This window comes from Kitasatospora phosalacinea (genome assembly GCF_000717185.1).
GTDB classification, from domain to species: Bacteria; Actinomycetota; Actinomycetes; order Streptomycetales; family Streptomycetaceae; genus Kitasatospora; species Kitasatospora phosalacinea_A.
Map to the genome: position 1 here is coordinate 1 of NZ_JNYE01000026.1, position 23,063 is coordinate 23,063.

Consider the following 23,063-nt stretch of genomic DNA (forward strand, 5'->3'; position numbering starts at 1 on the left):
TCGTGGAACGGCACGGGGAAAAATTGAGGGGGGGGGTGTGGGAAGGGAGAAAAAATATGAAGAGCGGGGGGGGGGCTGGGGTTGCGGGGGTGCGGCCGGGGAGTTGCCCGGTCGTGTCATTCCCACGACTCCCCCGGACCTGGCCCGCAGTTCCGCGGCGTTGTGGGTCTCGGCCCCCGTCCCGCCCGGGGACCGACCGTCACCGGTCACCCTGTGTCCGGGAATGTGAGTGGGCATGCGTTGGTCTGCGCCGTTCTGCCGAGTCATGTGCTGATAGGGACGCCATGAGCGAGCGTAGCGTGACCGAGTCGCTGCACAGTGCTACCGCCACTCGGGCGTCGCCCGATCCGGTGGCAGCAAAGGGCAACGTCGGCGCGTCGCGGACCGGGCGCCCGAACCGCCCGGGCCCCGCTTCCGGCCCGGCCTGCCCGCCGACCGGCGCCGACCGGCGCTCGCCCGTGCACCCCGTCGAGCACTCGGATCCGGCCGCCCCCGCGGCACCCGGGCCCGGGTCGTCGCTCCGTCATCGTCCCTCAACTCGCCTTGCACCACCTCCTGTTGACCAGTTGCCCCGCTCGATGCCCGTCAGCCCGTCCGGCCCTGCCCGAATGTGATCACTTCCGACGCACCAACCTCCAATGTGCTCCGTGCCGTTCCACGAAGCCGAGCGAACTCAGTTCGTGGAGGTGCTGGACGGTGGTGGCCTCGGACAGGGCCGCGTAGTGGGCGAGTCGTTGGACCGGCGCGCCGTCCGCGCTGGCGGGCACCGCCTCCAGGACGCGGGCCACCGGTGGTTCCAGTGCGTCCCTGGGCAGGATCGGGCCGACCCGTTCCGGCGCCAGGTCGGCTCCGATGGCACCGATCAGCTCGCCCACCTCTGCTCCGCTGGTGACCATGGTGGCCGTCCCGGCCCTGATCAACGTGTGCACGCCCGCCGAGAGTTCGGAGGTGACCGGGCCGGGGACGCCCATGGTGTGCCGGTTGAGGTCCCGCGCACGGCGTGCGGTGCTGAGCGCGCCGCTGCGCGGTGCGGCCTCGACCACCACCGTGCCGCGGGTGAGCGCCGCTATCACCCGGTTCCGCAGCACGAACCTGAACCTGGTCGGGTTCATCCCGAGCGCCAGCTCGCTCACCAGCAGCCCGTCGCGTCCGATCCGCTCGATCAGCCCCTCGTTCCCGCGCGGGTAGCAGATGTCGACTCCGCTGGCGAGCACGGCGATCGTCATCCCGTTGACCGCCAACGCCCCCAGGTGTGCGGCGGTGTCCACTCCGTAGGCCGCCCCGGACACCACCACCCAGCCCCGCTCGGCCAGTTCGGACCCGAGCTGACCGGCGACGTGCCGCCCGTACGCGGTGCAGGCCCGGGATCCGACCACGGCCACCGACCTCAGGGCGAGCAGGCGCAGCGACGGCAACCGTTGGGAGGGGAGGCCGCGGATCCACAGCCCGATCGGGCGACTGTCGCCGAGGTCGTCGAGTTGGGAGGGCCACTCGCTGTCGCCCGGAATGATGAACCTCCCACCGAGCTTGGCGATGCGTTCCAGGTCGGTGACCGGGTTGAACTTTCGCAACCTCTCCTGGTAAGCCGCGATCCGGTCGGCACCGAGCCCGAGCCGGTTCGCGGGTGCTCCTTCGTAGAACCCCTGCAGCAGTTGGACCACGCCGAGGCGTTGGACCGCCCGGCCGATCGCGGCGTCGCCCGGTTCGATCAGCCTGGTGAGCGCCGCCCGGGAGATCCGCTCGGGCTCGGGCGGGTCCGGCGGGACCGTCGGCGCGGCCCACGCCGTGGGGCGGATGACCCGGTGCTCGCTCCGTGCCGTCCCGGTACGGGCAGGCCGGTCCGCGGCGAGGGCCGCTGCCGCCCGGTGCGGCTGGCCGGGTCGGCCGTCGGGCGACGGGCGGGCCGGACCAGTCGGGCTGGCCGGGCCCGGGCTGCCGTCCGTCGTCGGCACCGTCCGGAGCGGTTCCGTCGGCCCGTGGCGCGAGCGGTGCACGGACGGTGGCCCCGCGCCGCGGACCAGGTGCCGGAGCCGCTCGCCGGCGTCGCATCCCGCCCGGGTGCCGACCTGATCGGCGGTCGGGGCGTCCGACGGGACGGCGGGCTGGTCGGCGTGTGCGCGGGGGGCGGGGTGCGCGGTCATCGGTGCTCCTTCTGCTCGGATCTGTTCGCGCCGCCGTCCGCTTCTGCGGTGCGGGCGGTGGCGGGGTGGACGGGACCGGTCGCACGAAGCGGTCCGGCCGGGCCTCGGCACCGCGGAGGGCGAGGGGCAAGGGGGCAAGGGGCAATCAGAGCTCCTGCCCTGCACCGGCGTCGGCGGGGGCGTCGGCGTACGGGTAGCACGAGTCGCTCCTGCGGTCCGTCGGACGGGCGGCGCGCTGGACGCCGGTGCGGAGGGTCAGCGCGCTCTGGATGTCGGACCGGTCGGGGCGGCTCCGACCGGCGAGGTCGGCCACCGTCCAGGCGACCCGCAGGACGCGGTCGAGTCCGCGTGCGGTGAGCAGGCCTCGGTCGAGGTCATGTTCGGCGTCGGCCAGCGAACCGGGTGCGAGTTGCCAGCGCGTGCGCAGTTCGTGCCCGGGCACTTCGGCGTTGGTCCGCCACGGGGTGTCGACGAGGCGAGCGGCGGCCCGTGCCCGGGCTTCCCGCACGCGTGCGGCGACCGTCTCCGTGCTCTCGGCCCTTCCGCCTTGCTGCATCAACTCGGCCTTGGTGACTCCGGTGACCTGGACTTGGAGGTCCACCCGGTCCAACAACGGACCTGACAACCTCGCCTGGTAGCGGTTGACCATGACGGGTGTGCATTCGCATCCCTCTCCTCTCAGTGAATAGCGGCCGCAGGGGCAGGGGTTGGCGGCCAGGCAGAGCAGGAAGCGGGCGGGCAGCCGCATCGAGCCCGCGGCTCTGGCGATCATCACCTCCCCCGATTCCAGGGGTTGGCGCAGCGCGTCGAGGACCCGGACCGGGAACTCGGGTGCCTCGTCGAGGAACAGCACGCCGCGGTGGGCGAGGGAGACGGCTCCGGGCCTGGGCAGTCCCGTTCCACCGCCGACGATGGCGGGCATGGTCGTCGAGTGGTGCGGGGCGCAGTAGGGCGGGGTGTCGATCAGGGGGCGGTCGGGTGGGAGCAGGCCGGCCACGGAGTGGATCGCGGTCACTTCGAGGGCTTCGGCGGGGGTGAGTGGTGGGAGCAGGGCCGGGAGCCGTTCGGCCAGCATCGTCTTGCCGGCCCCGGGCGGGCCCTTCAGATAGAGGTGGTGACCGCCCGCTGCGGCGATCTCCAGGGCTCGGCGGGCTTCGTACTGCCCGGCCACGTCGGCGAGGTCGGGGCGGACGGACTGTTCCGAGGTGAGGTCGCGGACTCCGAGGCCGGGTAGCAGCAGCCCGGCGAACGAGGAGTCGGGGCGGCCGGTGGGCTGGTCCGGTGGTTCGTCGGGGACGGGGGCGTTGGTGAGGATCGCGATGAGCTGGCGCAGGCTGCGCACTCCGAGGACGGAGACTCCGGGCACCAGTCTCGCTTCGGCGGCGGTCTGCTCGGCGACCACGACCTGTCGGTAGCCCGCGTCGGCCGCCGCGAGGACCGCGGGCAGGACTCCGCGCACCGGGCGCACACGGCCGTCCAGCCCCAGTTCCCCGATGATCAGCAGGCCGTCGATCGATGCGGGGTCGAGCCGTTCGGCGGCTGCCAGGACTGCACAGGCCACCGCCAGGTCGTACCCGCTGCCGCTCTTGGGCACGGAGGCCGGCGTGAGGCCCACGGTGAGTTTTCGCAGCGGCCACTTCTCGCCGCTGTTGGACACAGCGGCGCGCACCCGGTCACGGGCTTCCAGCAGGGCCTTGTCGGCGAGGCCCACCAGGCTGAAGGCCGCGAGTCCGGGTTCGAGGTCGGCCTGGACCTCGACCACGACACCGTCCACCCCGACCAGGGCCACCGAGCAGGTGCGGGCGAACGCCATCTCACACCGCCCCGCGCAGGTGCTCGACCGCGGCGGCGCCCCGGCGGGGGTTGACCACGGCGATCACGTCGATGCGGACCCCGCCGGGCGGCGGCGGGGCCGGCCCGCCGCTCTCCGCGTCGGGCTGCGGTTCGGCTCCCCCGGTTCCCCCGGCCCGTTCGGCGGCGAGGGCGAGGCGGGAGAAGTGCACCGGCCAGCGTTCGGCGAGCCAGCGCTCGGCGAGGTGGCGCAGCCGGTCGGCCTTGGTCTGGTCGATCGCCTCGGCGGGCTGTTGGAAGCCCCGTTCGGAGCGGGTCTTCACCTCGCAGATCGCGAGGGTGTCCCCGTCGAGCGCGACGATGTCGAGCTCACCCTCGACGCAGCGCCAGTTGCGTTCCAGGATGCACAGCCCGTCCGCGGCGAGCCGACGGGCGGCGACCTCCTCGCCGTAGCGCCCGAGGCCGTTGTTGGTGGACGTCTTGTTGGGGTTCTGCACGGCAATCACCTCCGACCGGAAGGTTGCCGTCGGGAGCCGGAGGCGGGCCAGCGGGATCGTCGAGCCTGTGGATAACCCGGGCCTGTGGATAACTCCACTCACCCGTTCGAGCTACAGATCCCCGCGGATCGAGAAATGCGCTGGACAGCGTCCGAGCGGCCGGGTCAGTCTCGGTGGCCCGGGCGCTGCCGCAGCGCGGTCAGTTCCCGAAGGCGGAGTCGTCCGAGGGCAGTTCGAGGTCGCTCTTGGCCAACTCCTCGATGTTCACGTCCTTGAACGTCAGCACGCGGACCTTCCGGACGAACCGGGCCGGTCGGTACATGTCCCAGACCCACGCATCCGCCATCGACACTTCGAAGAACACCTCGCCCTGCACCGAGTGCACCTGGAGGTCGTAGTCATTCGTCAGGTAGAAACGTCGCTCTGTCTCGATCACGTACTTGAACAGGCCGACGACATCCCGGTACTCCCGGTAGAGCTTGAGCTCCATCTCGGTCTCGTACTTCTCGAGGTCTTCGGCACTCATTCCAAGCGTCCCCTCACTCGTCACGTCCACCCCATTGTGGACCACCGAGCCCGTGCTCAGAGCCTTACTGGCGGTTCTGGCGGCCCATCCGTCAGAACGCGTGCCACCAGTTCGGCCAGCCCGCGCGGGTGGACGGTCTCCGCGGTGGCCCTCAACTCCCCCAGCGTCCACCAGCGGACGGCCAGCAGCAGCGCGTGCTCGTCCGCCCCGCCGTCCGTCAGTGACACCGAGGTCCGCGGGGTGCGGGCCAGTCGGAACCACTGCTCCTGTCGGTACTCCCTGCCCCGGAAGGAGAACTCCACCGTGCCGTACGCGACCAGCGGTCCCCAGTCCACGTCCGTCAGCCCGGTCTCCTCGGCCAGCTCGCGCCGGGCCGCCTCCAGCGGGCTCTCGCCCGGCTCGATTCCGCCGCCCGGCGTGATCCACCAGGTGGTGCCGGGCTCGGCCGGGTCCGTCCCGCGCAGCAGCAGGACGCGGTCGTCCTGGTCCAGCAACAGCACCCGGACGGCCCTGCGCTGCTCGGCCACCACCTGGTTCAGCTCCGTCCTGAGGCGCTGGGCGCGTCTCCTCGTCGGCACCGGCGCCGGGGCCGGTCCGTCCTCCGCCGCGGGGTCAGGCGCTCCGTCGCCGCAGTCGGCGGGCCAGCGAGAGCGCCCCGCCCACCGCGGAGGCGGCCACGATCAGCACCGCACCGCCGGCCGACGTCCACGCGGCGGGCAGCAGCGGACCGGCCCGGTGGGCACCGGGAGCACCCAGTCCGTCGAAGGACGGGGTGCGCTGCTCCAGCCCGGCCCGGGAGAACGGCTGGATCACCGCTTCCACCCTCGCCTTCACCCCGGAGACCGGCACCGAGCCGAACGCCACGTCGAGGTGGCTCCGCGAGTCCAGGGAGTTCCCCCGGAAATCGCCGAGCAGGAACAGCCGCCCCTCGGGCACGGTGACCGAGAACTCGGTCGTGCCCATCCGGAGCGGGGCGAGGTAGGGCTCGGACACCTGGTGCCCGTTGACGGTGATCCGCCCCTCGCGGTCGCCCGAGACGGTGTCCCCGCCGACCGCGACCACGCGCTTCACCAGGGTCGCGTTGCCCCAGTCCTGGTCCTGGAAGACCACGATGTCGCCGCGGCCGACCGACCCGCCGGTGCGGGCCAGGACGGTGTCGCCGACCGCCAGGGTCGGGCTCATCGAGCCGGTGGGGATCTTGTAGGGCCGGTACTGGAGGGCGAGCACCGCGAAGCCGCCGACCAGCATCACGAAGCCGAGCGCGATCACCACGCCCTGCACGACCGACGCGACGCTCCGGCGCCGGGCCGGTCCGGTCCCGGCCAGCGGTGCCCGCTCCGCGACGCTGCTCATCGGCTCCGCCCTCTCCTCGCCGTCGGAGGCTCCGGTCGAACGCCCGCGGCCGGTCCGCGGCCGGCCGTCCCGGTCCGGACAGCGCTGCGGGCCGCGGCACGTGCGAGCAGATTACTCGCCAGTACCACGGCCCGCGCAAGAGGCGTTCCCGGTCGATCGCTGCCCGCTCAGCGGCGGCGCCGACGCACCCACCACACGGCGGGCACGGCGAGCGCCGCCCCGGCCGTCATCGGGGCCAGCGGCCCGGCGGCAGCGAGCCCCTTCTGGTCGAAGGTCTCCGGGACGGGCAGCGTCGCCCAGTCGCCGATCGGCCAGGCCACCACGAAGGCACGGCCGACCACGTTGTCGACCGGGACGGTGCCGCCCCCGGGCTGGTCCATGTGGTACCGCGAGTCCAGCGAGTTGCCGCGGTGGTCGCCCATCACCCAGATGGTGCCCTTGGGCACGTTCACCGGCCCGAACGGCTTCTCCCCGCACGGGGTGTTGCCGGGGAAGATGTACGGCTCGTCGAGCGCCACGCCGTTCACCTTGACCGGGCCGGAGCCCTGGCACTCGACGGTGTCGCCGCCGACCGCGATGACGCGCTTGATCAGGTCCTTCTCGTCGCTGGACGGCATCAGCCCGATGAAGCTGAACACGTCCTGCACGCCGCGCACGAAGGAGTTGTCGCTGCGCTGGGTCGGCTCGTCGTTCAGCCAGCCGCCCGGGTCCTTGAAGACCACCACCTCGCCGCGCTCCGGCTCCGAGCCGAACCACGGCGTGAGCTTGTCGACCAGGACGCGGTCGCCGACCTGGAGCGTGTTCTCCATCGACCCCGAGGGGATCGAGAACGCCTGGACGAAGAAGGTCTTGATCACCAGGGCCAGGATCAGCGCGATGCCGATCAGGATCGGCAGTTCCTTCCAGAAGGAGCGCTGCCGGGGAGCCCGCCTCGGCGGATTCTCGGCGTCCCCGTCGGTCTCCGAGTCGGCCTCGGCGTCCCGGAGCTCCTCCCCGTCGCCGGCGGACAGCCCTCCCTGGTTGCCGACGGGCTCCCCGTCGGGCTCCGGAGCACCTGACCGGGCACCGATCACCAGATCCCCCACGACATCTCCTCCCTGCTGTGCGGACGCCTGCGCGCCCGCGCTCACCAGTGCCGCACAGCGGGCACCACACTCTGCGATCAGTCGAGGGCCCGCCTCTGGCTTGCCCTACCTGGGCAGGCCCGACACCAGGCCGGAACCGAGCACTTCACACTTCTCTATCACTCCCGGTCGACGCGCCCGTGCTCCCACGCGCCGGCCGGAACGTCAGTCGGCCACCGGCTCGACCCTCCGGCCCGTCCTGCGGCACCGGGTGAGGAGCGGAAGGACGCCCAACACACCCATAACGAGCGGGGGTTCCGCAGGAACCGGCTCAACGGCGGCGGACCCTGCTGTCCGCACCGGCAGGGAGGAGAGTGAATCGGGAACGCCCAGTTGACCGAAGTGGGAGAGCGGCCAGGCGACCACGAAGGCGCGCCCCACCACGTTCTCCACCGGAATCGTCCCGGAGCCCGGATTGCCCATGTGGTAGCGGGAGTCGGCCGACAGGTCGCGGTGGTCGCCCATCACCCAGAGCCGCCCCTGCGGGACCGTCACCTTGAAGGTGATCCGCGAGGGCGAGTTCCCGGCCGCGATGTACGGCTCGTCCAGCGGGGTGCCGTTCACGCTCACCCGGCCGTGCTCGTCGCAGCACTCCACGGTGTCGCCGCCGACGCCGATCACCCGCTTGATCAAGTCCCGCTCGTCGTCGGAGGGAAGGAGCCCCACCGCGGAGAACACCGACTTCACGTTCCGCACGACGGGCCCGTCCGTGGACGGCTTGTGGTCGTTCTCCAGCCAGCCGCCCGGGTCCTTGAAGACCACCACCTCACCGCGCTCCGGCTCGGCGCCGAACCACGGGGTGAGCTTGTCCACGACGACCCGGTCGCCGATCTGCAGGGTCTGTTCCATCGAACCGGAGGGGATCACGAACACCTGGAGCAGGAAGGTCTTCATCACCAGCGCGATGACCAGGGCCACCAGCACGATCACCGGCAGCTCGCGCAGGAAGGAGCGCCGCTTGCGGCGCGCGGCGCGCTTGGCGGCGCGGCGGCGCTCGGCACGGCCCCGCACGGGGCGGCTCCCTCCGGCCTCCGCGCCGTCCGTGCCTTCCACGCCGTACCCGCCACCACCGGGTCCGTCGCCACTGTGCCCGTCGCCACCGAAGTTGTCACCGCGGTCGTCCGCACCCAGCGGTTCGTCCTCGCTCCCGGAGGAGAGGTACACGGACGCGGGCTCGGGCTCGACGTCGGGCGCGGGGCCGGTGCGGGGGGCGCGGCCCGGGCCGGTGGGGCCGGGCTGGCCGTCGGTGGCGGCGGGCCTGGGTCTACCTCTGCTCCCCATGGCCACCGGTCCCCTCAATCGCGGCGAACGCCGCCGGTCGGTCGAGGGAGGTGGCACGGCCGAGGGGGAACATCACCCAGTCGGCGCGGCCGATCACCTTGTCCTCGGGCACGGCGCCGCCGCCGGGCTCGCCGAGGTGGTCGCGGGAGTCGCGGGAGGCGCTGCGGTGGTCGCCCATCACCCACAGCTTCCCGTCGGGAACCACGATGTCGAACGGCACCGCCGACGGTGCGTCGCCGGGGAACAGGTACGCGCTCTCGTCCAGCGGCACGCCGTTGACCCTGAGCCGGCCGTCGGTGCCGCAGCAGGTGATCCGGTCCCCGCCGAGACCGATCACCCGCTTCACGTAGACCGTGTCGCCCGCGGGGGCCAGGCCCGCCCCGGCCAGCAGTCGCTTCACACCGGACGGTTCGTTCCGGTACGGCAGGAAGGAGCCGATGCCGTCGAAGACCACCACGTCGCCCCGCTGCGGGTGGCCGCCGAAGGCGTACGCGAGCTGGTTGACCAGCACCCGGTCACCCGGCTCCAGCGTCCCCTCCATGGACCCGGACGGCACCGCGAACGGCCGTACCGCGAAGGCGTTCACCAGCAGCAGCACGACCACGCACACCGCGCCGATCCACAGCAGGTCCCGCGACCACCGCCGCCCGCCGTCTCTGTCGTCCTCGTCCCCCTGGCCCTCGCCCTCGCCCTCGCCCTCAGCGGATCCGGAGTCGGCACCGGCACCGGAAGCGGCACCGCGGCCGGAGTCGGACTCCGCGTCAGGGGCCGGGCCGGAGCCCTCCCCGGCGTCGGCGTCGGGAGCCGTCCCGGGGGCGGAAACGACGGCGGACCGCGTCGGCGAGTCCGCACCCGTGGGTGCGGGACTGCCGTCGCGGTCCGTCGGTGGCTCGTGCGTGCTCATCGGAGGTGAGCTTATCCCCCCGGTCTACACCGGTTGGAGGGCCGACCCCCGTCGAGCCTGCGCGATCACGCGTCGCGCTTCTCCTTGATCTTCGCGGCCTTGCCGCGGAGGTCACGCAGGTAGTACAGCTTGGCGCGGCGGACCGCACCGCGGGTCACGACCTCGATCTTCTCGACGACCGGGGTGTGCACCGGGAAGGTGCGCTCGACGCCGACGTTGAAGCTGACCTTGCGAACGGTGAAGGTCTCACCGATGCCGGCGCCGTGACGACGGATGACGACGCCCTGGAAGACCTGGACGCGCGAGCGGTTGCCTTCGATGACTCGGACGTGCACCTTGAGGGTGTCGCCGGGGCGGAAGGCGGGGATGTCGGTGCGCAGCGAGGCCGCGTCGACAGCAGCGAGCTTGTTGCTCATCGTTGCTCTCCATCGCAGGCGCCACGGGCCGCCCACGGAAGTTCGATTCAACTGGGTGGTGTTGCGGGCCGCTTCGGCTGGCGGTGGTCCCCCCGTGGCGGGGGCACCGGTCCACTGGCTCCCCGCGGGGGGAACCGGGCGGCAGACAACAGTCGCCTATTCTTCCACAGGCTCGGCCACGGACCGAAATCGGCCCTCGGCCTCGTCCCAGGCCAGGCCGAGCACGCTCAGGGCCTCGCGCTCCTTCTTGGTGAACGACTCGCGCTGCCACCGGGCCACCAGGTCGGGCCGGTTGGCGTGGGTGCGGGCGAAGGCCTGCTCGCGCCGCCACTGGGCGATCTTCCCGTGGTGGCCGCTGAGCAGGATCTCCGGCACCTCCCGGCCGCGCCACTCGGCGGGCTTGGTGTACACCGGGCCCTCCAGCAGGTCGGCCATGGCGCCGGGGGCGAAGGAGTCGTCGCGGTGCGACTCGGCGTTGCCGAGGACGCCGGGCAGCAGCCGGGCGATCGCCTCGACCATCACCAGCACGGCGACCTCGCCGCCGGCCAGCACGTAGTCGCCGATGGACGCCTCGACCACCGGCATCCGGGTCGCGGCCTCCTCGATGACCCGCCGGTCGATGCCCTCGTAGCGGGCGGGCGCGAAGGCCAGCCAGGGGCGGGCGGCGAGGTCCTGGGCGAGGTCCTGGGTGAAGCGGCGCCCACTGGGGGTGGGCACCACCAGGGTCGGCACCTCGCCCTCGGGCCCGGCGGCCAGGACGGCGTCCAGGGCGGCGCCCCACGGCTCGGGCTTCATCACCATGCCGGGGCCGCCGCCGTAGGGCGTGTCGTCCACGGTGCGGTGGATGTCGGTCGTCCACGAGCGCAGGTCGTGCAGGTGCACGTCCAGCTGGCCGCGGGCCCGCGCCTTGCCGACCAGGGAGACGTTCAGCGGCTCCAGGTACTCGGGGAAGATCGTGACGACGTCGATCCGCATGTCGCTCACGCGCCGCCCCCCTGCTCGCCCGCGTCGCCCGCACCGCCCGCGTCGCCCGCACCGCCCGCGACAGCCGCACCGCCCGCGTCACCCGCGTCGACGGGGTCGATCAGGCCGGGCGGCGGGGTGATGACGACGCGCTGCTCGTCCAGGTCGATGGTGGGGACGATCTGCTCGACGAACGGGATCAGCACCTCGGTGCCGTCGGGGCGCTCGACGGTCAGCAGGTCCTGGTACGGGAGGTGCACCACCTCGGTGAGCTCGCCGACCGGGGTGCCGTCGGCCAGCACCACGTCCAGGCCGATGAGCTGGTGGTCGTAGTACTCGTCCGGGTCCTCGGGGGTCTCGTCCGGGTCGACCTCGGCGATCAGCACGGTGCCGCGCAGGGCCTCGGCGGCGGTGCGGTCCTTGACCCCGGCGAAGCGCAGCAGCAGGCGCCCGCTGTGCACCCGGCCGCTCTCGACGGTCAGCGGTCCGGTGGCGGCGGGGTCGGTGAGGAGGACCGCGCCGGGCCCGAGCCGCAGTTCCGGCTCGTCGGTGCGGACTTCGACGCTGACGTCCCCCCGGATGCCGTGGGCGCGGCCGATCTTGCCGACGACGAGCTGCACGGTGATCGTTCTCCTGAGAGGTGATGGAGCTGGAAGGTACTTGCGGCGGGGCGGGACGGCGATGGCCCCGGAAACGGGAAGGACCGGCCGGGACGGATGCGTCCCGGCCGGTCCTGAGACCCGGTGGCCGACCTGGTGGTCGGCGCCCTCGGCGGTCGAGCGGAGGTCAGCGCAGGCTGTCCACGTCGACCAGGTCGACCCGGACGTTGCGTCCGCCCAGGGCGCCGACCACGGTGCGCAGTGCGCGAGCCGTGCGGCCGCCCCGGCCGATCACCTTGCCGAGGTCGTCGGGGTGCACGCGCACCTCGATGGTGTGACCGCGGCGCAGGTTGCGCGAGCGGACCTGCACCTCGTCGGGGTGCTCGACGATGCCCTTCACCAGGTGGTCGAGGGCTTCCTCGATCATGCTCAGGCCTCGGTGGAAGCGGCCTCGGCCTCGTCAGCCTTGTCCGACTTCTTGGCCTTCGGGGTGATGGCGACACCGGTGGTGGCGTCCTCGAAGCCGGCGACGGCCTTGGCGAACAGGTGCGAGAAGTCCTCGACCTTGGGCTCGGCCACCTTCAGCGGCTCCGGAGCCGGCAGGCCCTTGAACTTCTGCCAGTCGCCGGTCAGCTTGAGGATGGCGAGCACCGGTTCGGTCGGCTGGGCGCCGACGGACAGCCAGTACTGGGCGCGCTCGCCGTCGACCTCGATCTTCGAGGGGTTGTAGGTCGGCTGGTAGATGCCGATCTCTTCGATCGCGCGGCCGTCACGCTTGGTGCGCGAGTCGGCGACGACGATGCGGTAGTGCGGGGAGCGGATCTTGCCCAGACGCTTCAGCTTGATCTTGACAGCCACGGGTGTGGATTCTCCTGGTTTTGACGTGGGTGAGCAGCGCTCCGCCGCGTGGGGCTGCGGCGCGAGGTGCCGTTCAAGGGACACGCCAGCCGTTAGGAGAGAGGGTCCTGTCTTGGCTGCCGAGTACTCAGCTGTCCATTGTGCCACACCGCCGAAGTCCCCCCGGACCGCGCCCCCGCACGGCACGGCAGGACCTCCGACAACTCTCCGACGGCCCCTGCGACGGACTCCCCGGCAGCTTTCCGCAGCCGTCCGACGGGCCGCGGGCACCCCGCCCGCACCCCGCTCCGAGCACCGTCCGGCCGGGCGTCGGGCACCGCCCGGTCAAGCACCCGTTCCGGCCAAACGGCGTCCGCTGGCGGGCACCGTTCGGTCCGGCGTCGTACGGGGGGGTTCAGGCGATCTTGAACGGCTGCTGGCAGGCGCCGCAGACGATCGCGGCCTGCGCCAGCACGGACGGGACGACGCGGACGTTGCGACCGCAGCCGCAGACCGCCTTGACCCGGACGCCGCCGCCCGAGGAGCCGTGCCGCGCGGCCGGCCCGCGGAAGGCGCGGTGGTTGCCCTCGCCCGCGACGGCGAGCTGGTGCGCCCCGAGCGCGCGGTCGAGGCGCTCGATGGTCCCGGCGTAGCGGTCGCGGGTCTCGTGCCCCATCGTGACCTGGGAGAAGCCGCTGCTGGCGTGCGGCTCGACCGGGTGGGCCAGGCCCAGCTCGGAGGCGAGCAGCAGGAAGCGGCGGTTGTGGTACCGGCCGGCCCGCGAGGTGTCGCGGATCTCCCGGGCGGCGGCCAGGCCGTGGGCGGCCTCGTGCAGCAGCCGCTCGAAGTTGAGCTGGGTGCCGCAGGCGGACGAGGATTCGCCGATCAGCGCCTCGGGCGACGCCAGGTCGGGCAGGTCCCGGTGGTGGGCCTGGATGTCGCTCCAGGCGGCGGCCAGTTCGGCCGCGAGGACGAGGGGCTGTGTCGTGCTCACGCTGTACCAACGATGCGGAGAGAGCCGGTGTTCCGGCGGGCGCCCGAGTCGGGGAACTCACAGCGGACTTTCAGGAATGCACTTCTGCGCGCGAATTGCGCGGCTCCGGACTGACGCAAGACCAACCCCCTGCACGTGTGGGCCCGGCGGGTTTCGCCGGGCTTCGGCACCCGCCGCGGAGCCCAACATCCCCACGACGGACGGCCCGCGACCTGTCCGAAAATTGACAGGGCCACGGGCCGTATACCGTACCGCTTGCGGAGTACCTCGGGGAGTTGACTGGTCAGTAGTCTCAACTGCCAGTGCGCGGACCGGGGTTCCGGATTCCTCCGCCCCCCGGCCCGCGGTTCCGGTCAGTACGCGCGGGCCACCAGCGCGTAGTTGCCGGGCTGGTCGTCGGCGGCCGGAACGGAGCCGTCCGCGGCGACCAGGCAGCGCACCGAGACGCCCTGCTCGGCCAGCTTGGCCTCGCCCGCGGGGCCGAGGTCGGCCCAGGAGATCCGGCCCCAGCCGGTGGCCGCGGCCTCGACGGCCTCGTCGATGCCCTTGACGTCCACGGTGCGGGACTCGCGGCGCTCGCGGGACTCGCGCAGCAGCTGCGCCTGGTCCTCCTCCAGGATGCCGGGGACGATCGCGGCCAGGGAGTCGACCGAGACCGGCTCCTTGCCGCCGGCGATCCGGCGGACCAGCATCGCGGTGCCGGCCTCCAGGTCGCGCGGGCCGACCTCGATGCGCAGCGGGACGCCCTTGAGCTCCCAGTCGACGGCGCGGCGGCCGAACGGGGTGTCGGTGCGGTCGTCGACGACCACCCGGACGCCCGCGGCCTCCAGCTGGGCGCCGATCTCGCGGACCTTCGCCAGCACCGCGTCCTCGCCCTTGATGGCGAGCACCACGGCCTGCACGGCGGCCAGCCGCGGCGGCACCCGCAGGCCGTTGTCGTCGCCGTGCGACATGATCAGGCCGCCGACCATGCGGGTGGAGACGCCCCAGGAGGTCTGCCAGACGTGCTCGCGCTCGGCGCCCTGCAGCTGGTAGGTGGTGTTGAAGGCCTTGGCGAAGTTCTGGCCCAGCTCGTGGCTGGTGCCCATCTGCAGCGCCTTGCCGTCGCCCATCATGCCTTCGAGCGTGAGGGTGTTGATGGCCCCGGCGAAGCGCTCCTTCGCGGTCTTGCGGCCGAGCACCACGTCGATGCCGAGGACGTTGGTCATGAAGTCGCCGTAGACGTCCGTGTGGATCCGCGAGGCGTACGCGCGGGCGTCCTCGTAGGTGGCGTGGGCGGTGTGGCCCTCCTGCCAGAGGAACTCGGTGGTGCGCAGGAAGACGCGCGGGCGCAGCTCCCAGCGGACCACGTTGGCCCACTGGTTGATCAGCAGCGGCAGGTCGCGGTGGCTCTGCACCCACTTGGAGAAGTACTCGTTGATGATGGTCTCGGAGGTGGGCCGGACGACGACCGGCTCGTCCAGCTCCTTGCCGCCGCCGTGGGTGACCACCGCGAGCTCGGGGGCGAAGCCCTCGACGTGCTCGGCCTCCTTGGTCAGGTAGGACTGCGGGATGAACATCGGGAAGTAGGCGTTCTGCGCGCCGGCCTTCTTGATCCGCGCGTCCATCTCCTGCTGCATCCGCTCCCACAGGCCGTAGCCGTACGGTCGGATGACCATGGTGCCCCGGACCGGGCCGTTGTCGGCCAGCTCTGCCTTGTTGATGAGGTCCTGGTACCAGCGGGGGAAGTCTTCCGCCTGGGGGGTGAGAACGGGTGCCTTAGCCATGGGCCGAATGGTACGGAAAACCGGGGCCGGACCGTGAATCCGGTTCACCGTACGGCCGCGCGCCCACCGCCCGCGCCCACCGCCCGCGCCCGCCGCGCCGTCCCGAACCCCGGGGGCCGGACCGGCCGGACTGCGTCGCGCCCGCGCACACCCCGGGGCGCACACCCGCGGCGCACGGATACCTGCTCGCACCCCTCTGGACGGCGGGGGCGACCCGCTGTTCGCTGGGAGAGGGGCCGGGGGGCAGGGCTGCGGGGGCCGCAGCCGATTCCGAGGACCGATTGGGAGGCCGCGATGGCTTCAGCGCAGGTGACCGGCAGCACCGTGGACCGGGTCCGGACGGACTCCCCGGCGGGGCGCAGCGGTCGGGCGCGGGACTGGGCGGAGATCCAGGAGCGCATGCTCGTCCCCCTCTACCAGGACGTTTACCGGCAGCTGGAGGTCGGCTCGGCCACCAGCCTGCTGGGCGTCGGCTGCCGCTCCGGGCTGGCGCTGCTGCTCGCCGCCGGGCGCGGCGCGCAGGTCGCGGGGGTGGAGGCGGACAGCGGGCTGCGGGAGCTCGCGGCGGCCCGCGGGCTGCAGGTGTCGCCCGGCGGGCGGGCCGCGGACGTCGCCCGTTCGGCGCCCCCCGTCCCCCGCCCGGCGCACTCCCTGGTGACGGTTTTCGAGCAGCCGCCGACGCCCGCGCTGCTCGCCTGGTCGGTCGCCCGCACGCTGCCCGGCGGGCAGCTGGTGGTGGCGTCGTGGGCCCCGGCGGAGCGCTGCGAGAGCGCCGCCGTGCTGGGGGTCGCCCGTCGGCACGCCCCGCTCGGTGCGCCGGACCCGTTCGCCGCGTCCCGCCCCGGCGTGCTGGAGTCGCTGCTCGCCTCGGCCGGGGTGCGCCCGTCCGGGAGCGGCCGGGTGGGCTGCCCGTTCGCCTACGCGGGCCTGGACTCGGCGGTCCGCGGCCTGCTCTCGACCGGCCTGTTCGACCGGGCCGAGGAGGCCGCGGGCGCGGCGCTGGTGGCGAAGGAGCTGGAGGAGGCGCTGCACCCGTACCTGCGGCCGGACGGCTCGGTGCGGATGGCGAACGAGTTCCGCTGGGCGGTCGGGACGAAACCCCGCGGCTAGGCCCTCTCGGCGTCAGGACCGGCCGAGCCCGGCGGCGGCGTACGCGGCGTCCTCGTCCAGGGTCTCGGCCTCCAGCAGGGCGGCGGCCAGCGCGTCGAGCCGGTCGCGGTGGCGGTGCAGCAGGGCGACGGCCTCCTCCCAGCACTCGGCGACGATCCGGCGGGCCTCCTCGTCGACCGCGTCCAGCGTGGTGGGGGCGGCGGCCAGGCCGTACGGGGACTGGCTGTCGTTGGGGACGGCGGTGACCCGGCCGACCCGGTCGCTCATGCCCCAGCGCCCGGCCATCGAGCGGGCGATGGTGGTGAGCTGTTCGAGGTCGCTCTCGGCGCCGGTGGTGACCACCCCGTAGACCACCTGCTCGGCGGCCATCCCGCCGAGCGCGCCGATGATCCGGCCGCGCAGGTAGGGCTCGGTGTAGGAGTAGCGGTCGGTGTCGGGGGTGGAGAGGGTGACGCCGAGGGCGCGGCCGCGCGGCACGATGGTGATCTTGCGGACCGGGTCGGCGCCGGGCTGGAGCATGCCGAGCAGGGCGTGTCCGGACTCGTGGAAGGCGGTCCGTTCGCGTTCCTGCTGGGGCATCACCAGCGGGCGCACCGCCCCGAGCTGGACCTTCTCCAGGGCCTCGGAGAGGTTCTCCTGGTCGACCGCGTCCTGCTGGCGCTTGACGGCGAGCAGCGCGGCCTCGTTGACCAGGTTGGCCAGGTCTGCGCCGGTCATGCCGGGCGTGGTGCGGGCGACGGCGCCCAGGTCGGTGCCCTTCGCGAGCGGGACCTGGCGGGTGTGGATCTTCAGGATCTGCTCGCGGCCGGTCCGGTCGGGCGGGCTGACGGTGATCCGGCGGTCGAACCGGCCGGGCCGCAGCAGCGCCGGGTCGAGGATCTCGGCGCGGTTGGTCGCGGCGATCACGATCACGCCCTCGGAGCCGGAGAACCCGTCCATCTCGGTGAGGATCTGGTTGAGGGTCTGCTCGCGCTCGTCGTGGCCGCCCATGCCGCCACCGCCGCCGCGCTGCCGCCCGATGGTGTCGATCTCGTCGATGAACACGATCGCGGGGGCGACCTTGCGCGCCTCGGAGAACAGTTCGCGGACCCGGCTGGCGCCGACGCCGACGATCATCTCGATGAACTCGGAGGCCGAGGCGGAGAAGAACGGCACGTCCGCCTCCCCCGCGACGGCCCGGGCCAGCAGCGTCTTGCCGGTGCCGGGCGGGCCGGTCAGCAGCACGCCGCGCGGCATCTTCGCGCCGAGCCTGCGGTAGGCCTGCGGGTTCTTCAGGAAGTCGACCACCTCGCTGAGCTCGTCCCGCACCTCGTCGATGCCCGCCACGTCCTGGAAGGTGGTGCGCTTGCCCTGGCTGGTGTCCACCGGCTTCGGCGGGGCCTTGCGGCCGAGCGCGCCGCCGCCGATCCCGCCCGACATCCGGCGGGCGATCAGCACCCACACCCCGATCAGCAGCAGCATCGGCGCCAGCGAGATCAGCAGGTTCGCCAGGAAGCTGCGCTGCTGCACCACCGGACGGGCCGTCACCTCGACGTTCTGCGACTGCAGGGTGCCCCAGATGTTGTCGCTGGCGAAGGCCGGGCGCTGGGTGGTGAACTCCGTGTAGTCGCCCTTGCCGCCGTCCGGCTTGGGCTGCTTCTCCTTGAGCGTGCCCTCGATGGCGTCGCCCTTGGAGTAGATCTTGGTGACGTTCCCGCCGTTGAGCTGCTTGGTGAACTCGGTGTACGAGATCGTGGTCGAGCCGCCGTTGCCGAAGAAGCTCAGCAGCAGGTCGGAGAGCAGGAACACCACCAGTGCGGTGAGGATCAGGCCCGTCCAGCCGCCCGGCATCCTCTTCTTCGGCGGCGGCGGGGGCGGCGCCCCCTCGGACCGCCAGGGCTGGTCGGGGGTCTGGCGCGGCGGCACGGGGTTGCTCATCCATCGGACAATACGGACATCGTGCACGTCGGACGGTGCGCAACGCCGCGCCCCGGGCGCACCCCGCCGGGTCAGCGCACCGGTGTCGGCCACTCCTCCGCGGTCAGCGCGAACCGCTCGTGGTCGCGCCAGGCGCCCTGCAGGAACAGCATCCGCGGCGTGAACCCCTCGTGCCGGAAACCCAGTCGGCGCGCCATCGCGATCGACCGCTCGTTGTCCGGCTGCACGTTGATCTCCAGCCGGTGCAGCCCCAGCCCGCCCAGCTCCGACGGCGTGAAGCAGCGCTCCACCACCAGCCGCATGCCCTCCGACATCCGGCCCGTCCCGACGAACGGCTCGTACGAGTCGTAGCCCAGCACGCCGTTGCAGAACCGCGCCATCACCATGTTCGCCACGTTGCACTTGCCGACCAGGCCGCCGGTCTCCGCGTCGACGATCAGGAACGTGCGCAGGCCCGCGCCCTGACGGCTCAGCAGGTCCGGCATGGCGTCGGGCTCGACGGGGTTCCACCGCCCGATGTGCGCGGCGGAGCGCCGCACCGCCTCGGCGTAGGGGACGACGTCATCGGGGCGGGGGGCTCGGATCGTCACGCGCATTGGCCCATTCTGGACCAGGCCGGACGCGCACGCGCAGTTCCCCGCGCCCCCGCTCCCCCACGCCTACAGCAGGTCCTTGAACTCCTTGGGGAGGTCGAAGTCCGTCGGCCCCTTGCCCGGCTGGAGGCCGAAGGCTCCGCCGGGCTGGGCGCCCTGGCCGGGGCCGAGGGCCTTGCGCTCGGCGGCGGCGGCCTCCTCCTGGGCGCGCTTGAGCGGGTTGCCGCTCTTGCGCTTGCCCTTGGCGACCGGGGCCTTCTTGCCGGAGCGCTTGGCGCCGCCGCCCATGCCGGGGATGCCCGGCATGCCCGGGATGCCCTTGCCGGAGGCCATCGCGGACATCATCTTGCGGGCCTCGAAGAAGCGCTCGACCAGGCCGGAGACCTCCCCGACCTGGACGCCGGAGCCCTTGGCGATGCGCAGGCGGCGCGAGCCGTTGATGAGCTTGGGGTCCGCGCGCTCGGCCGGGGTCATCGACTTGATGATCGCGCCGACCCGGTTGACGTCCTTGTCGTCCAGGTTGTTGATCTGGTCGCGGATCTGGCCCATGCCGGGCAGCATGCCGAGCAGCTTGGAGATCGAGCCCATCTTCTGGACCTGCTCCAGCTGCGACAGGAAGTCGTCGAGCGTGAAGTCCTTGCCGCCGCCCTGGAGCTTGGCGGCCATCTTCTCGGCCTCGGCCTGGGAGAAGGTCTGCTCGGCCTTCTCGATCAGGGAGAGGACGTCGCCCATGCCGAGGATGCGCGAGGCCATCCGGTCGGGGTGGAAGGCGTCGAAGTCGTCGACCTTCTCGCCGTTGGAGGCGAACATGATCTGGCGGCCGGTGACGTGGGCGACCGAGAGGGCCGCGCCGCCGCGCGCGTCGCCGTCGAGCTTGGAGAGCACGACGCCGGTGAAGTCGACGCCCTCCAGGAAGGCCTGGGCGGTGGTGACCGCGTCCTGGCCGACCATGGCGTCGACCACGAACAGGACCTCGTCCGGGTCGACCGCGGCGCGGATGTCGGCGGCCTGCTGCATCAGTTCGGCGTCGATGCCGAGGCGGCCGGCGGTGTCGACGATGACGACGTCGTACTGCTTCTGCTTGGCGTACTCGACGGAGTCGCGGGCGACCTGCACCGGGTCGCCGACGCCGTTGCCGGGCTGCGGGCCGTAGAAGGCGACGCCGGCCCGCTCCGCGACGACGCCGAGCTGGGTGACGGCGTTGGGGCGCTGGAGGTCGCAGGCGACCAGCAGCGGGGTGTGCTTCTGGCTCTTGAGCCAGTGGCCGAGCTTCCCGGCCAGGGTGGTCTTGCCCGCGCCCTGGAGGCCGGCCAGCATGATCACGGTCGGGCCGGTCTTGGCGAACCGCAGGCGGCGGGTCTCGCCGCCGAGGATGCTGATCAGCTCCTCGTTGACGATCTTGATGATCTGCTGGGCCGGGTTCAGCGCCCCGGAGACCTCGGAACCGAGGGCCCGGTCCTTGACCTGCTTGATGAAGGCGCGGACCACGGGGAGCGCGACGTCCGCCTCCAGCAGGGCGATCCGGATCTCGCGCGCGGTGGCGTCGATGTCCGCCTCGCTGAGACGGCCCTTGCCCCGGAGGTTCTTGAACGTCGCTGCGAGGCGGTCGGAGAGAGTGTCGAACACGTCGGTCGCGGGTCCCTTGCGGCATCGAGTACGGGTACTGTCGTCGCCCCCAAGGGTAGCCGTACCCCGGCGGGCGGTCTGCGCCCCCGCGGGAACCGGGGGTCAGTGCGCCTCCAGAGCGGTCCGGACGGCCTGCGCGACCTCCTCGGCGCGGGCCGCCTCCAGCGGGCCGCCGTCGGTGGAGGTGAGGTAGAAGGCGTCGACGGCCTCCGCACCGAGGGTGGAGACGTGCGCGGTGCGGACCCGCACCCCGGCGGTGTCCAGGGCCCGGCCGATCCGGTGCAGCAGGCCGGGCGCGTCGTGCGCGCGGACCTCCAGCACGGTGGCGGACCGCGAGGCGTCGTGCGGGGCGACGGTGACCACCGGCGGCGGGGTGCTGATGCCGCGGCGGCGCGGCGCGGCGGCGTCGCGCTCGGCGAGCTTGCGGGCGACGTCCAGCGAGCCGTCCAGGGCGCGGCGCAGGTCGGCGCGGAGCCGGGCGGCCTCGGGCAGGTCGCCGTACTCGGCGGCGACCGTCCAGGACAGCAGCAGGACCGGCCCGGCACCGACCGGGTCGAGCTCGCGCAGGCCCGCCTTGCGGACGGCGAGGCGGTGCACGGCGAGCACGCCCGCGACGGTGCCGAGCAGGCCGGGGCGGTCCGGGACGGCCAGGGTGAGCTCGACGCCCATCGGCTCGGCGCCGCCGCCCTCCGGCGCGGCCTCGGCGTGCGCGGTCAGGGCGAGCGCGGGGCCGCCGGTGCGGGCGGCCTCGACGGCGAGCCGCTCCTGGTCGGCGGTGACCTCGGGGTCGGTGGCCGGCGGGCGGGTCTCCCCGGCCAGCCGGGCGGCGGTGCGCTCGACCAGGGTGGCGACCAGCGAGGCCCGCCAGCCGGACCAGGCGGCGGGGCCGGTGGCGGTGGCGTCGGCCTCGGTGAGGGCGTGCAGGAGTTCCAGGTGGCCCTGGGTGCCGACGGTCTTGGCGATCAGGTCCGCGGTGGCGGGGTCGTCGGGGTCGCGGCGGGTGGCGGTGTCGACCAGCGTCAGGTGGTGGCGCACCAGCAGCGCCAGGGTGTCGGTGTCGCGCTTGCCGAAGCCCATCCGGACGGCGACGTCGCGGACGATCACCTCCCCGGCCTCCGAGTGGTCGCCGGGCCAGCCCTTGCCGAGGTCGTGCAGCAGGGCGGCGACCAGCAGCAGGTCGGGGCGGGCGGTGCGGCGGGTCATCGCGGCGGCTCGGACGGCAGTCTCGATCAGGTGCCGGTCGACGGTCCAGCGGTGCACGGCGTTGCGCTGCGGGCGGCAGCGGACCCGCTCCCAGTCGGGCAGCATCCGGCTGATCAGGCCCTCCGCCTCCAGCGCCTCCCAGACCGGCAGGCAGGCCTCGCCCGCGCCGAGCAGGGTGACCAGCTGCTCGCGGGCCTCGTCCGGCCAGGGCACCGGCAGCGGCCTGGTCTCGGCGGCCAGCCGGCGCACGGTGGCGTAGCCGACGGTCAGCCCGGCCTGGGCGGCCGCGGCGGCGGCGCGCAGCGGCAGCACCGGGTCGGTGGCGGGCCGGGCGGCCTGGGCGAGCACGGCCTCGCCGTCCTGCTCGACCACGCCCTCGGCGAGCGGGCGGCGCTCGGGCGCGGCGGGGCCGGCCGGGGCGCGCCGGGCGCCGTTGAACGGGAAGCCGAACCGGACGGCGCGGCGCGGCGCCGGGCTGCGGCGGGCGGCCAGCACCCGCTCGACCGAGCGCCAGGTGACGTCCGAGGCGTACGCGACGGTGCGGGCGGCCTGGTAGACCTGCCGCAGCAGGGTGTCGGCGTCGAGCACGCCGAGCCGTTCGGCGACCTGGTCCTGGTCCTGGAGGGAGAGCCGCTCGGTGGCCCGGCCGGTGGTCAGGTGCAGCGCGTCGCGGACGTCGGCCAGGGTGCGGGCGGCGGCGTCCAGGCCGTCGCGGGGGGCGTCGGCGAGCCAGGTGGCGGCGACGGCGTTCAGCGCGACCAGGTCGCGCAGGCCGCCGCGGGCCTCCTTGAGGTCGGGTTCGAGCAGGAAGGACAGCTCGCCGTGGCGCTCGGCCCGGGCCCGGCCGAGCTCCTGGAGCTCGGGGAGCCGGGCGGGGGCGGCGGCGCGCCAGTCGGCGAGGACGGCGGAGCGCAGGTCGGCGGTGAGCTGCGGGTCGCCCGCCAGGTGGCGGGCGTCGAGCAGGCCGAGCTGGGCCTTGAGGTCCTCGGCGGCGACCTTGCGGGCCTCGGCGGGGGTGCGGACGGCGTGGTCGAGGGCGACGCCGCCGTCCCAGACCGGGTACCAGATCCGTTCGGCGAGGCCGGCGGCGAGCGGGCCCTCGTGCAGCAGCAGCACGTCCAGGTCGCTGCGCGGGGAGAGCTCGGCCCGGCCGTAGCCGCCGACGGCGACCAGGGCGGTGCGGGCGGGCGCCCCGGCGGCCCGGTAGAGGCCGGACAGCCAGTCGTCGGTGAGCCGGGCGAGGGCGGCGCGCCGCTGCGGGCCCGCGGCGGCGCGGTCGGCCAGCAGCCGGGCGCGTTCGGCGGGGTAGCCGTACTCGGCGGGGTCGGTGCTGCTCACGTCTGCTCCCGGTGCGTGCTGGTGCCGGATACGCCTTCGGCGGACCTGCCGCGAGGGCAGGTCCGCCAGGAGGGTTTTCAGCGG

At 73.4% G+C, this 23,063-nt stretch carries 21 protein-coding genes; 1 reads left to right on the top strand and 20 read right to left on the bottom strand.

Annotation, left to right across the window (positions count from 1 at the left end):
* Positions 1 to 614 precede the first annotated feature (614 nt).
* The 16 genes from dprA to proS all read right to left on the bottom strand — a co-directional run bounded on the left by dprA (position 615) and on the right by proS (position 15,192).
* Complete coding sequence (gene dprA, locus OO57_RS13555) at positions 615 to 1,796, bottom strand: DNA-processing protein DprA (RefSeq protein WP_051777521.1); 1,182 nt, start codon at positions 1,794 to 1,796, stop codon at positions 615 to 617.
* Between the two features lie 490 nt (positions 1,797 to 2,286).
* Entirely contained in the window at positions 2,287 to 3,954 is a 1,668-nt protein-coding gene (locus OO57_RS13560) for a YifB family Mg chelatase-like AAA ATPase (RefSeq protein ID WP_081973658.1), read from the bottom strand.
* Between the two features lies 1 nt (position 3,955).
* Positions 3,956 to 4,438: a YraN family protein gene (locus tag OO57_RS13565; protein ID WP_033252679.1), complete on the bottom strand. Its 483-nt coding sequence runs from the start codon at positions 4,436 to 4,438 to the stop codon at positions 3,956 to 3,958.
* A 190-nt stretch (positions 4,439 to 4,628) separates the two neighbouring features.
* Positions 4,629 to 4,955 (bottom strand): DUF2469 domain-containing protein, encoded by a 327-nt coding sequence (locus tag OO57_RS13570; RefSeq protein WP_030458804.1) that lies wholly within the window; start codon positions 4,953 to 4,955, stop codon positions 4,629 to 4,631.
* Positions 4,956 to 5,011: 56 nt separating this feature from the next.
* Complete coding sequence (locus OO57_RS13575; RefSeq protein WP_033252725.1) at positions 5,012 to 5,485, bottom strand: NUDIX hydrolase; 474 nt, start codon at positions 5,483 to 5,485, stop codon at positions 5,012 to 5,014.
* 82 nt (positions 5,486 to 5,567) lie between these two features.
* A complete protein-coding gene (gene lepB / locus OO57_RS13580; RefSeq protein WP_033252680.1) occupies positions 5,568 to 6,308 on the bottom strand; it encodes a signal peptidase I in 741 nt (246 codons plus the stop codon).
* Between the two features lie 167 nt (positions 6,309 to 6,475).
* Entirely contained in the window at positions 6,476 to 7,384 is a 909-nt protein-coding gene (lepB, locus tag OO57_RS13585) for a signal peptidase I (protein WP_033252726.1), read from the bottom strand.
* Between the two features lie 213 nt (positions 7,385 to 7,597).
* A complete protein-coding gene (lepB, locus tag OO57_RS38455) occupies positions 7,598 to 8,713 on the bottom strand; it encodes a signal peptidase I (protein ID WP_199811260.1) in 1,116 nt (371 codons plus the stop codon).
* Positions 8,697 to 9,617: a signal peptidase I gene (gene lepB / locus OO57_RS13595; protein ID WP_033252681.1), complete on the bottom strand. Its 921-nt coding sequence runs from the start codon at positions 9,615 to 9,617 to the stop codon at positions 8,697 to 8,699. The genes lepB (OO57_RS38455) and lepB (OO57_RS13595) overlap by 17 nt, the downstream gene beginning before the upstream one ends.
* Positions 9,618 to 9,682: 65 nt before the next feature.
* Positions 9,683 to 10,033, bottom strand: coding sequence for a 50S ribosomal protein L19 (rplS, locus tag OO57_RS13600; protein WP_030458810.1), 351 nt, complete (start codon positions 10,031 to 10,033; stop codon positions 9,683 to 9,685).
* Between the two features lie 156 nt (positions 10,034 to 10,189).
* Positions 10,190 to 11,008, bottom strand: a complete 819-nt coding sequence (trmD, locus tag OO57_RS13605) for a tRNA (guanosine(37)-N1)-methyltransferase TrmD (RefSeq protein WP_033252727.1) — start codon at positions 11,006 to 11,008, stop codon at positions 10,190 to 10,192.
* A 5-nt stretch (positions 11,009 to 11,013) separates the two neighbouring features.
* Positions 11,014 to 11,616 (bottom strand): ribosome maturation factor RimM, encoded by a 603-nt coding sequence (gene rimM, locus OO57_RS13610; RefSeq protein WP_033252682.1) that lies wholly within the window; start codon positions 11,614 to 11,616, stop codon positions 11,014 to 11,016.
* 166 nt (positions 11,617 to 11,782) lie between these two features.
* Positions 11,783 to 12,022 carry an RNA-binding protein gene (locus OO57_RS13615; protein WP_014138265.1) on the bottom strand — a complete coding sequence of 80 codons (240 nt, stop codon included), beginning with the start codon at positions 12,020 to 12,022 and terminating at the stop codon, positions 11,783 to 11,785.
* Between the two features lie 2 nt (positions 12,023 to 12,024).
* Positions 12,025 to 12,453, bottom strand: coding sequence for a 30S ribosomal protein S16 (gene rpsP, locus OO57_RS13620; protein ID WP_014138264.1), 429 nt, complete (start codon positions 12,451 to 12,453; stop codon positions 12,025 to 12,027).
* 394 nt (positions 12,454 to 12,847) lie between these two features.
* The gene (locus tag OO57_RS13625; protein ID WP_033252683.1) at positions 12,848 to 13,426 is read right to left on the bottom strand and encodes a hypothetical protein; all 579 of its coding nucleotides are present in this window, start codon (positions 13,424 to 13,426) and stop codon (positions 12,848 to 12,850) included.
* 353 nt (positions 13,427 to 13,779) lie between these two features.
* Complete coding sequence (gene proS, locus OO57_RS13630) at positions 13,780 to 15,192, bottom strand: proline--tRNA ligase (protein WP_033252684.1); 1,413 nt, start codon at positions 15,190 to 15,192, stop codon at positions 13,780 to 13,782.
* A 294-nt stretch (positions 15,193 to 15,486) separates the two neighbouring features.
* Between proS and OO57_RS13635 the strand changes: the two genes are divergently transcribed.
* Complete coding sequence (locus tag OO57_RS13635; protein WP_051777507.1) at positions 15,487 to 16,302, top strand: hypothetical protein; 816 nt, start codon at positions 15,487 to 15,489, stop codon at positions 16,300 to 16,302.
* Between the two features lie 12 nt (positions 16,303 to 16,314).
* Here OO57_RS13635 and ftsH read toward each other — a convergent pair whose 3' ends face one another.
* The 4 genes from ftsH to OO57_RS13655 all read right to left on the bottom strand — a co-directional run bounded on the left by ftsH (position 16,315) and on the right by OO57_RS13655 (position 22,979).
* Positions 16,315 to 18,219 carry an ATP-dependent zinc metalloprotease FtsH gene (ftsH, locus tag OO57_RS13640; RefSeq protein ID WP_033252686.1) on the bottom strand — a complete coding sequence of 635 codons (1,905 nt, stop codon included), beginning with the start codon at positions 18,217 to 18,219 and terminating at the stop codon, positions 16,315 to 16,317.
* A 71-nt stretch (positions 18,220 to 18,290) separates the two neighbouring features.
* Positions 18,291 to 18,815, bottom strand: a complete 525-nt coding sequence (locus tag OO57_RS13645; RefSeq protein WP_033252687.1) for a GNAT family N-acetyltransferase — start codon at positions 18,813 to 18,815, stop codon at positions 18,291 to 18,293.
* A gap of 63 nt (positions 18,816 to 18,878) precedes the next feature.
* On the bottom strand, positions 18,879 to 20,438 hold the full coding sequence (gene ffh, locus OO57_RS13650) for a signal recognition particle protein (protein ID WP_033252688.1): 1,560 nt from the start codon (positions 20,436 to 20,438) through the stop codon (positions 18,879 to 18,881).
* 102 nt (positions 20,439 to 20,540) lie between these two features.
* Positions 20,541 to 22,979, bottom strand: a complete 2,439-nt coding sequence (locus OO57_RS13655; RefSeq protein ID WP_033252689.1) for a [protein-PII] uridylyltransferase — start codon at positions 22,977 to 22,979, stop codon at positions 20,541 to 20,543.
* Between the last annotated feature and the right edge of the window lie 84 nt (positions 22,980 to 23,063).

What these genes read in the sequence shown, in the direction of transcription:
- OO57_RS13560 (WP_081973658.1), bottom strand. Translation starts at nt 3,954, where the DNA reads ATGGCGTTCGCCCGCACCTGCTCGGTGGCCCTGGTCGGGGTGGACGGT.
- OO57_RS13570 (WP_030458804.1), bottom strand. Translation starts at nt 4,955, where the DNA reads ATGAGTGCCGAAGACCTCGAGAAGTACGAGACCGAGATGGAGCTCAAG.
- lepB (WP_033252680.1), bottom strand. Translation starts at nt 6,308, where the DNA reads ATGAGCAGCGTCGCGGAGCGGGCACCGCTGGCCGGGACCGGACCGGCC.
- lepB (WP_199811260.1), bottom strand. Translation starts at nt 8,713, where the DNA reads ATGGGGAGCAGAGGTAGACCCAGGCCCGCCGCCACCGACGGCCAGCCC.
- lepB (WP_033252681.1), bottom strand. Translation starts at nt 9,617, where the DNA reads ATGAGCACGCACGAGCCACCGACGGACCGCGACGGCAGTCCCGCACCC.
- rplS (WP_030458810.1), bottom strand. Translation starts at nt 10,033, where the DNA reads ATGAGCAACAAGCTCGCTGCTGTCGACGCGGCCTCGCTGCGCACCGAC.
- trmD (WP_033252727.1), bottom strand. Translation starts at nt 11,008, where the DNA reads ATGCGGATCGACGTCGTCACGATCTTCCCCGAGTACCTGGAGCCGCTG.
- OO57_RS13615 (WP_014138265.1), bottom strand. Translation starts at nt 12,022, where the DNA reads ATGATCGAGGAAGCCCTCGACCACCTGGTGAAGGGCATCGTCGAGCAC.
- proS (WP_033252684.1), bottom strand. Translation starts at nt 15,192, where the DNA reads ATGGCTAAGGCACCCGTTCTCACCCCCCAGGCGGAAGACTTCCCCCGC.
- OO57_RS13635 (WP_051777507.1), top strand. Translation starts at nt 15,487, where the DNA reads ATGGCTTCAGCGCAGGTGACCGGCAGCACCGTGGACCGGGTCCGGACG.
- ftsH (WP_033252686.1), bottom strand. Translation starts at nt 18,219, where the DNA reads ATGAGCAACCCCGTGCCGCCGCGCCAGACCCCCGACCAGCCCTGGCGG.
- OO57_RS13645 (WP_033252687.1), bottom strand. Translation starts at nt 18,815, where the DNA reads ATGCGCGTGACGATCCGAGCCCCCCGCCCCGATGACGTCGTCCCCTAC.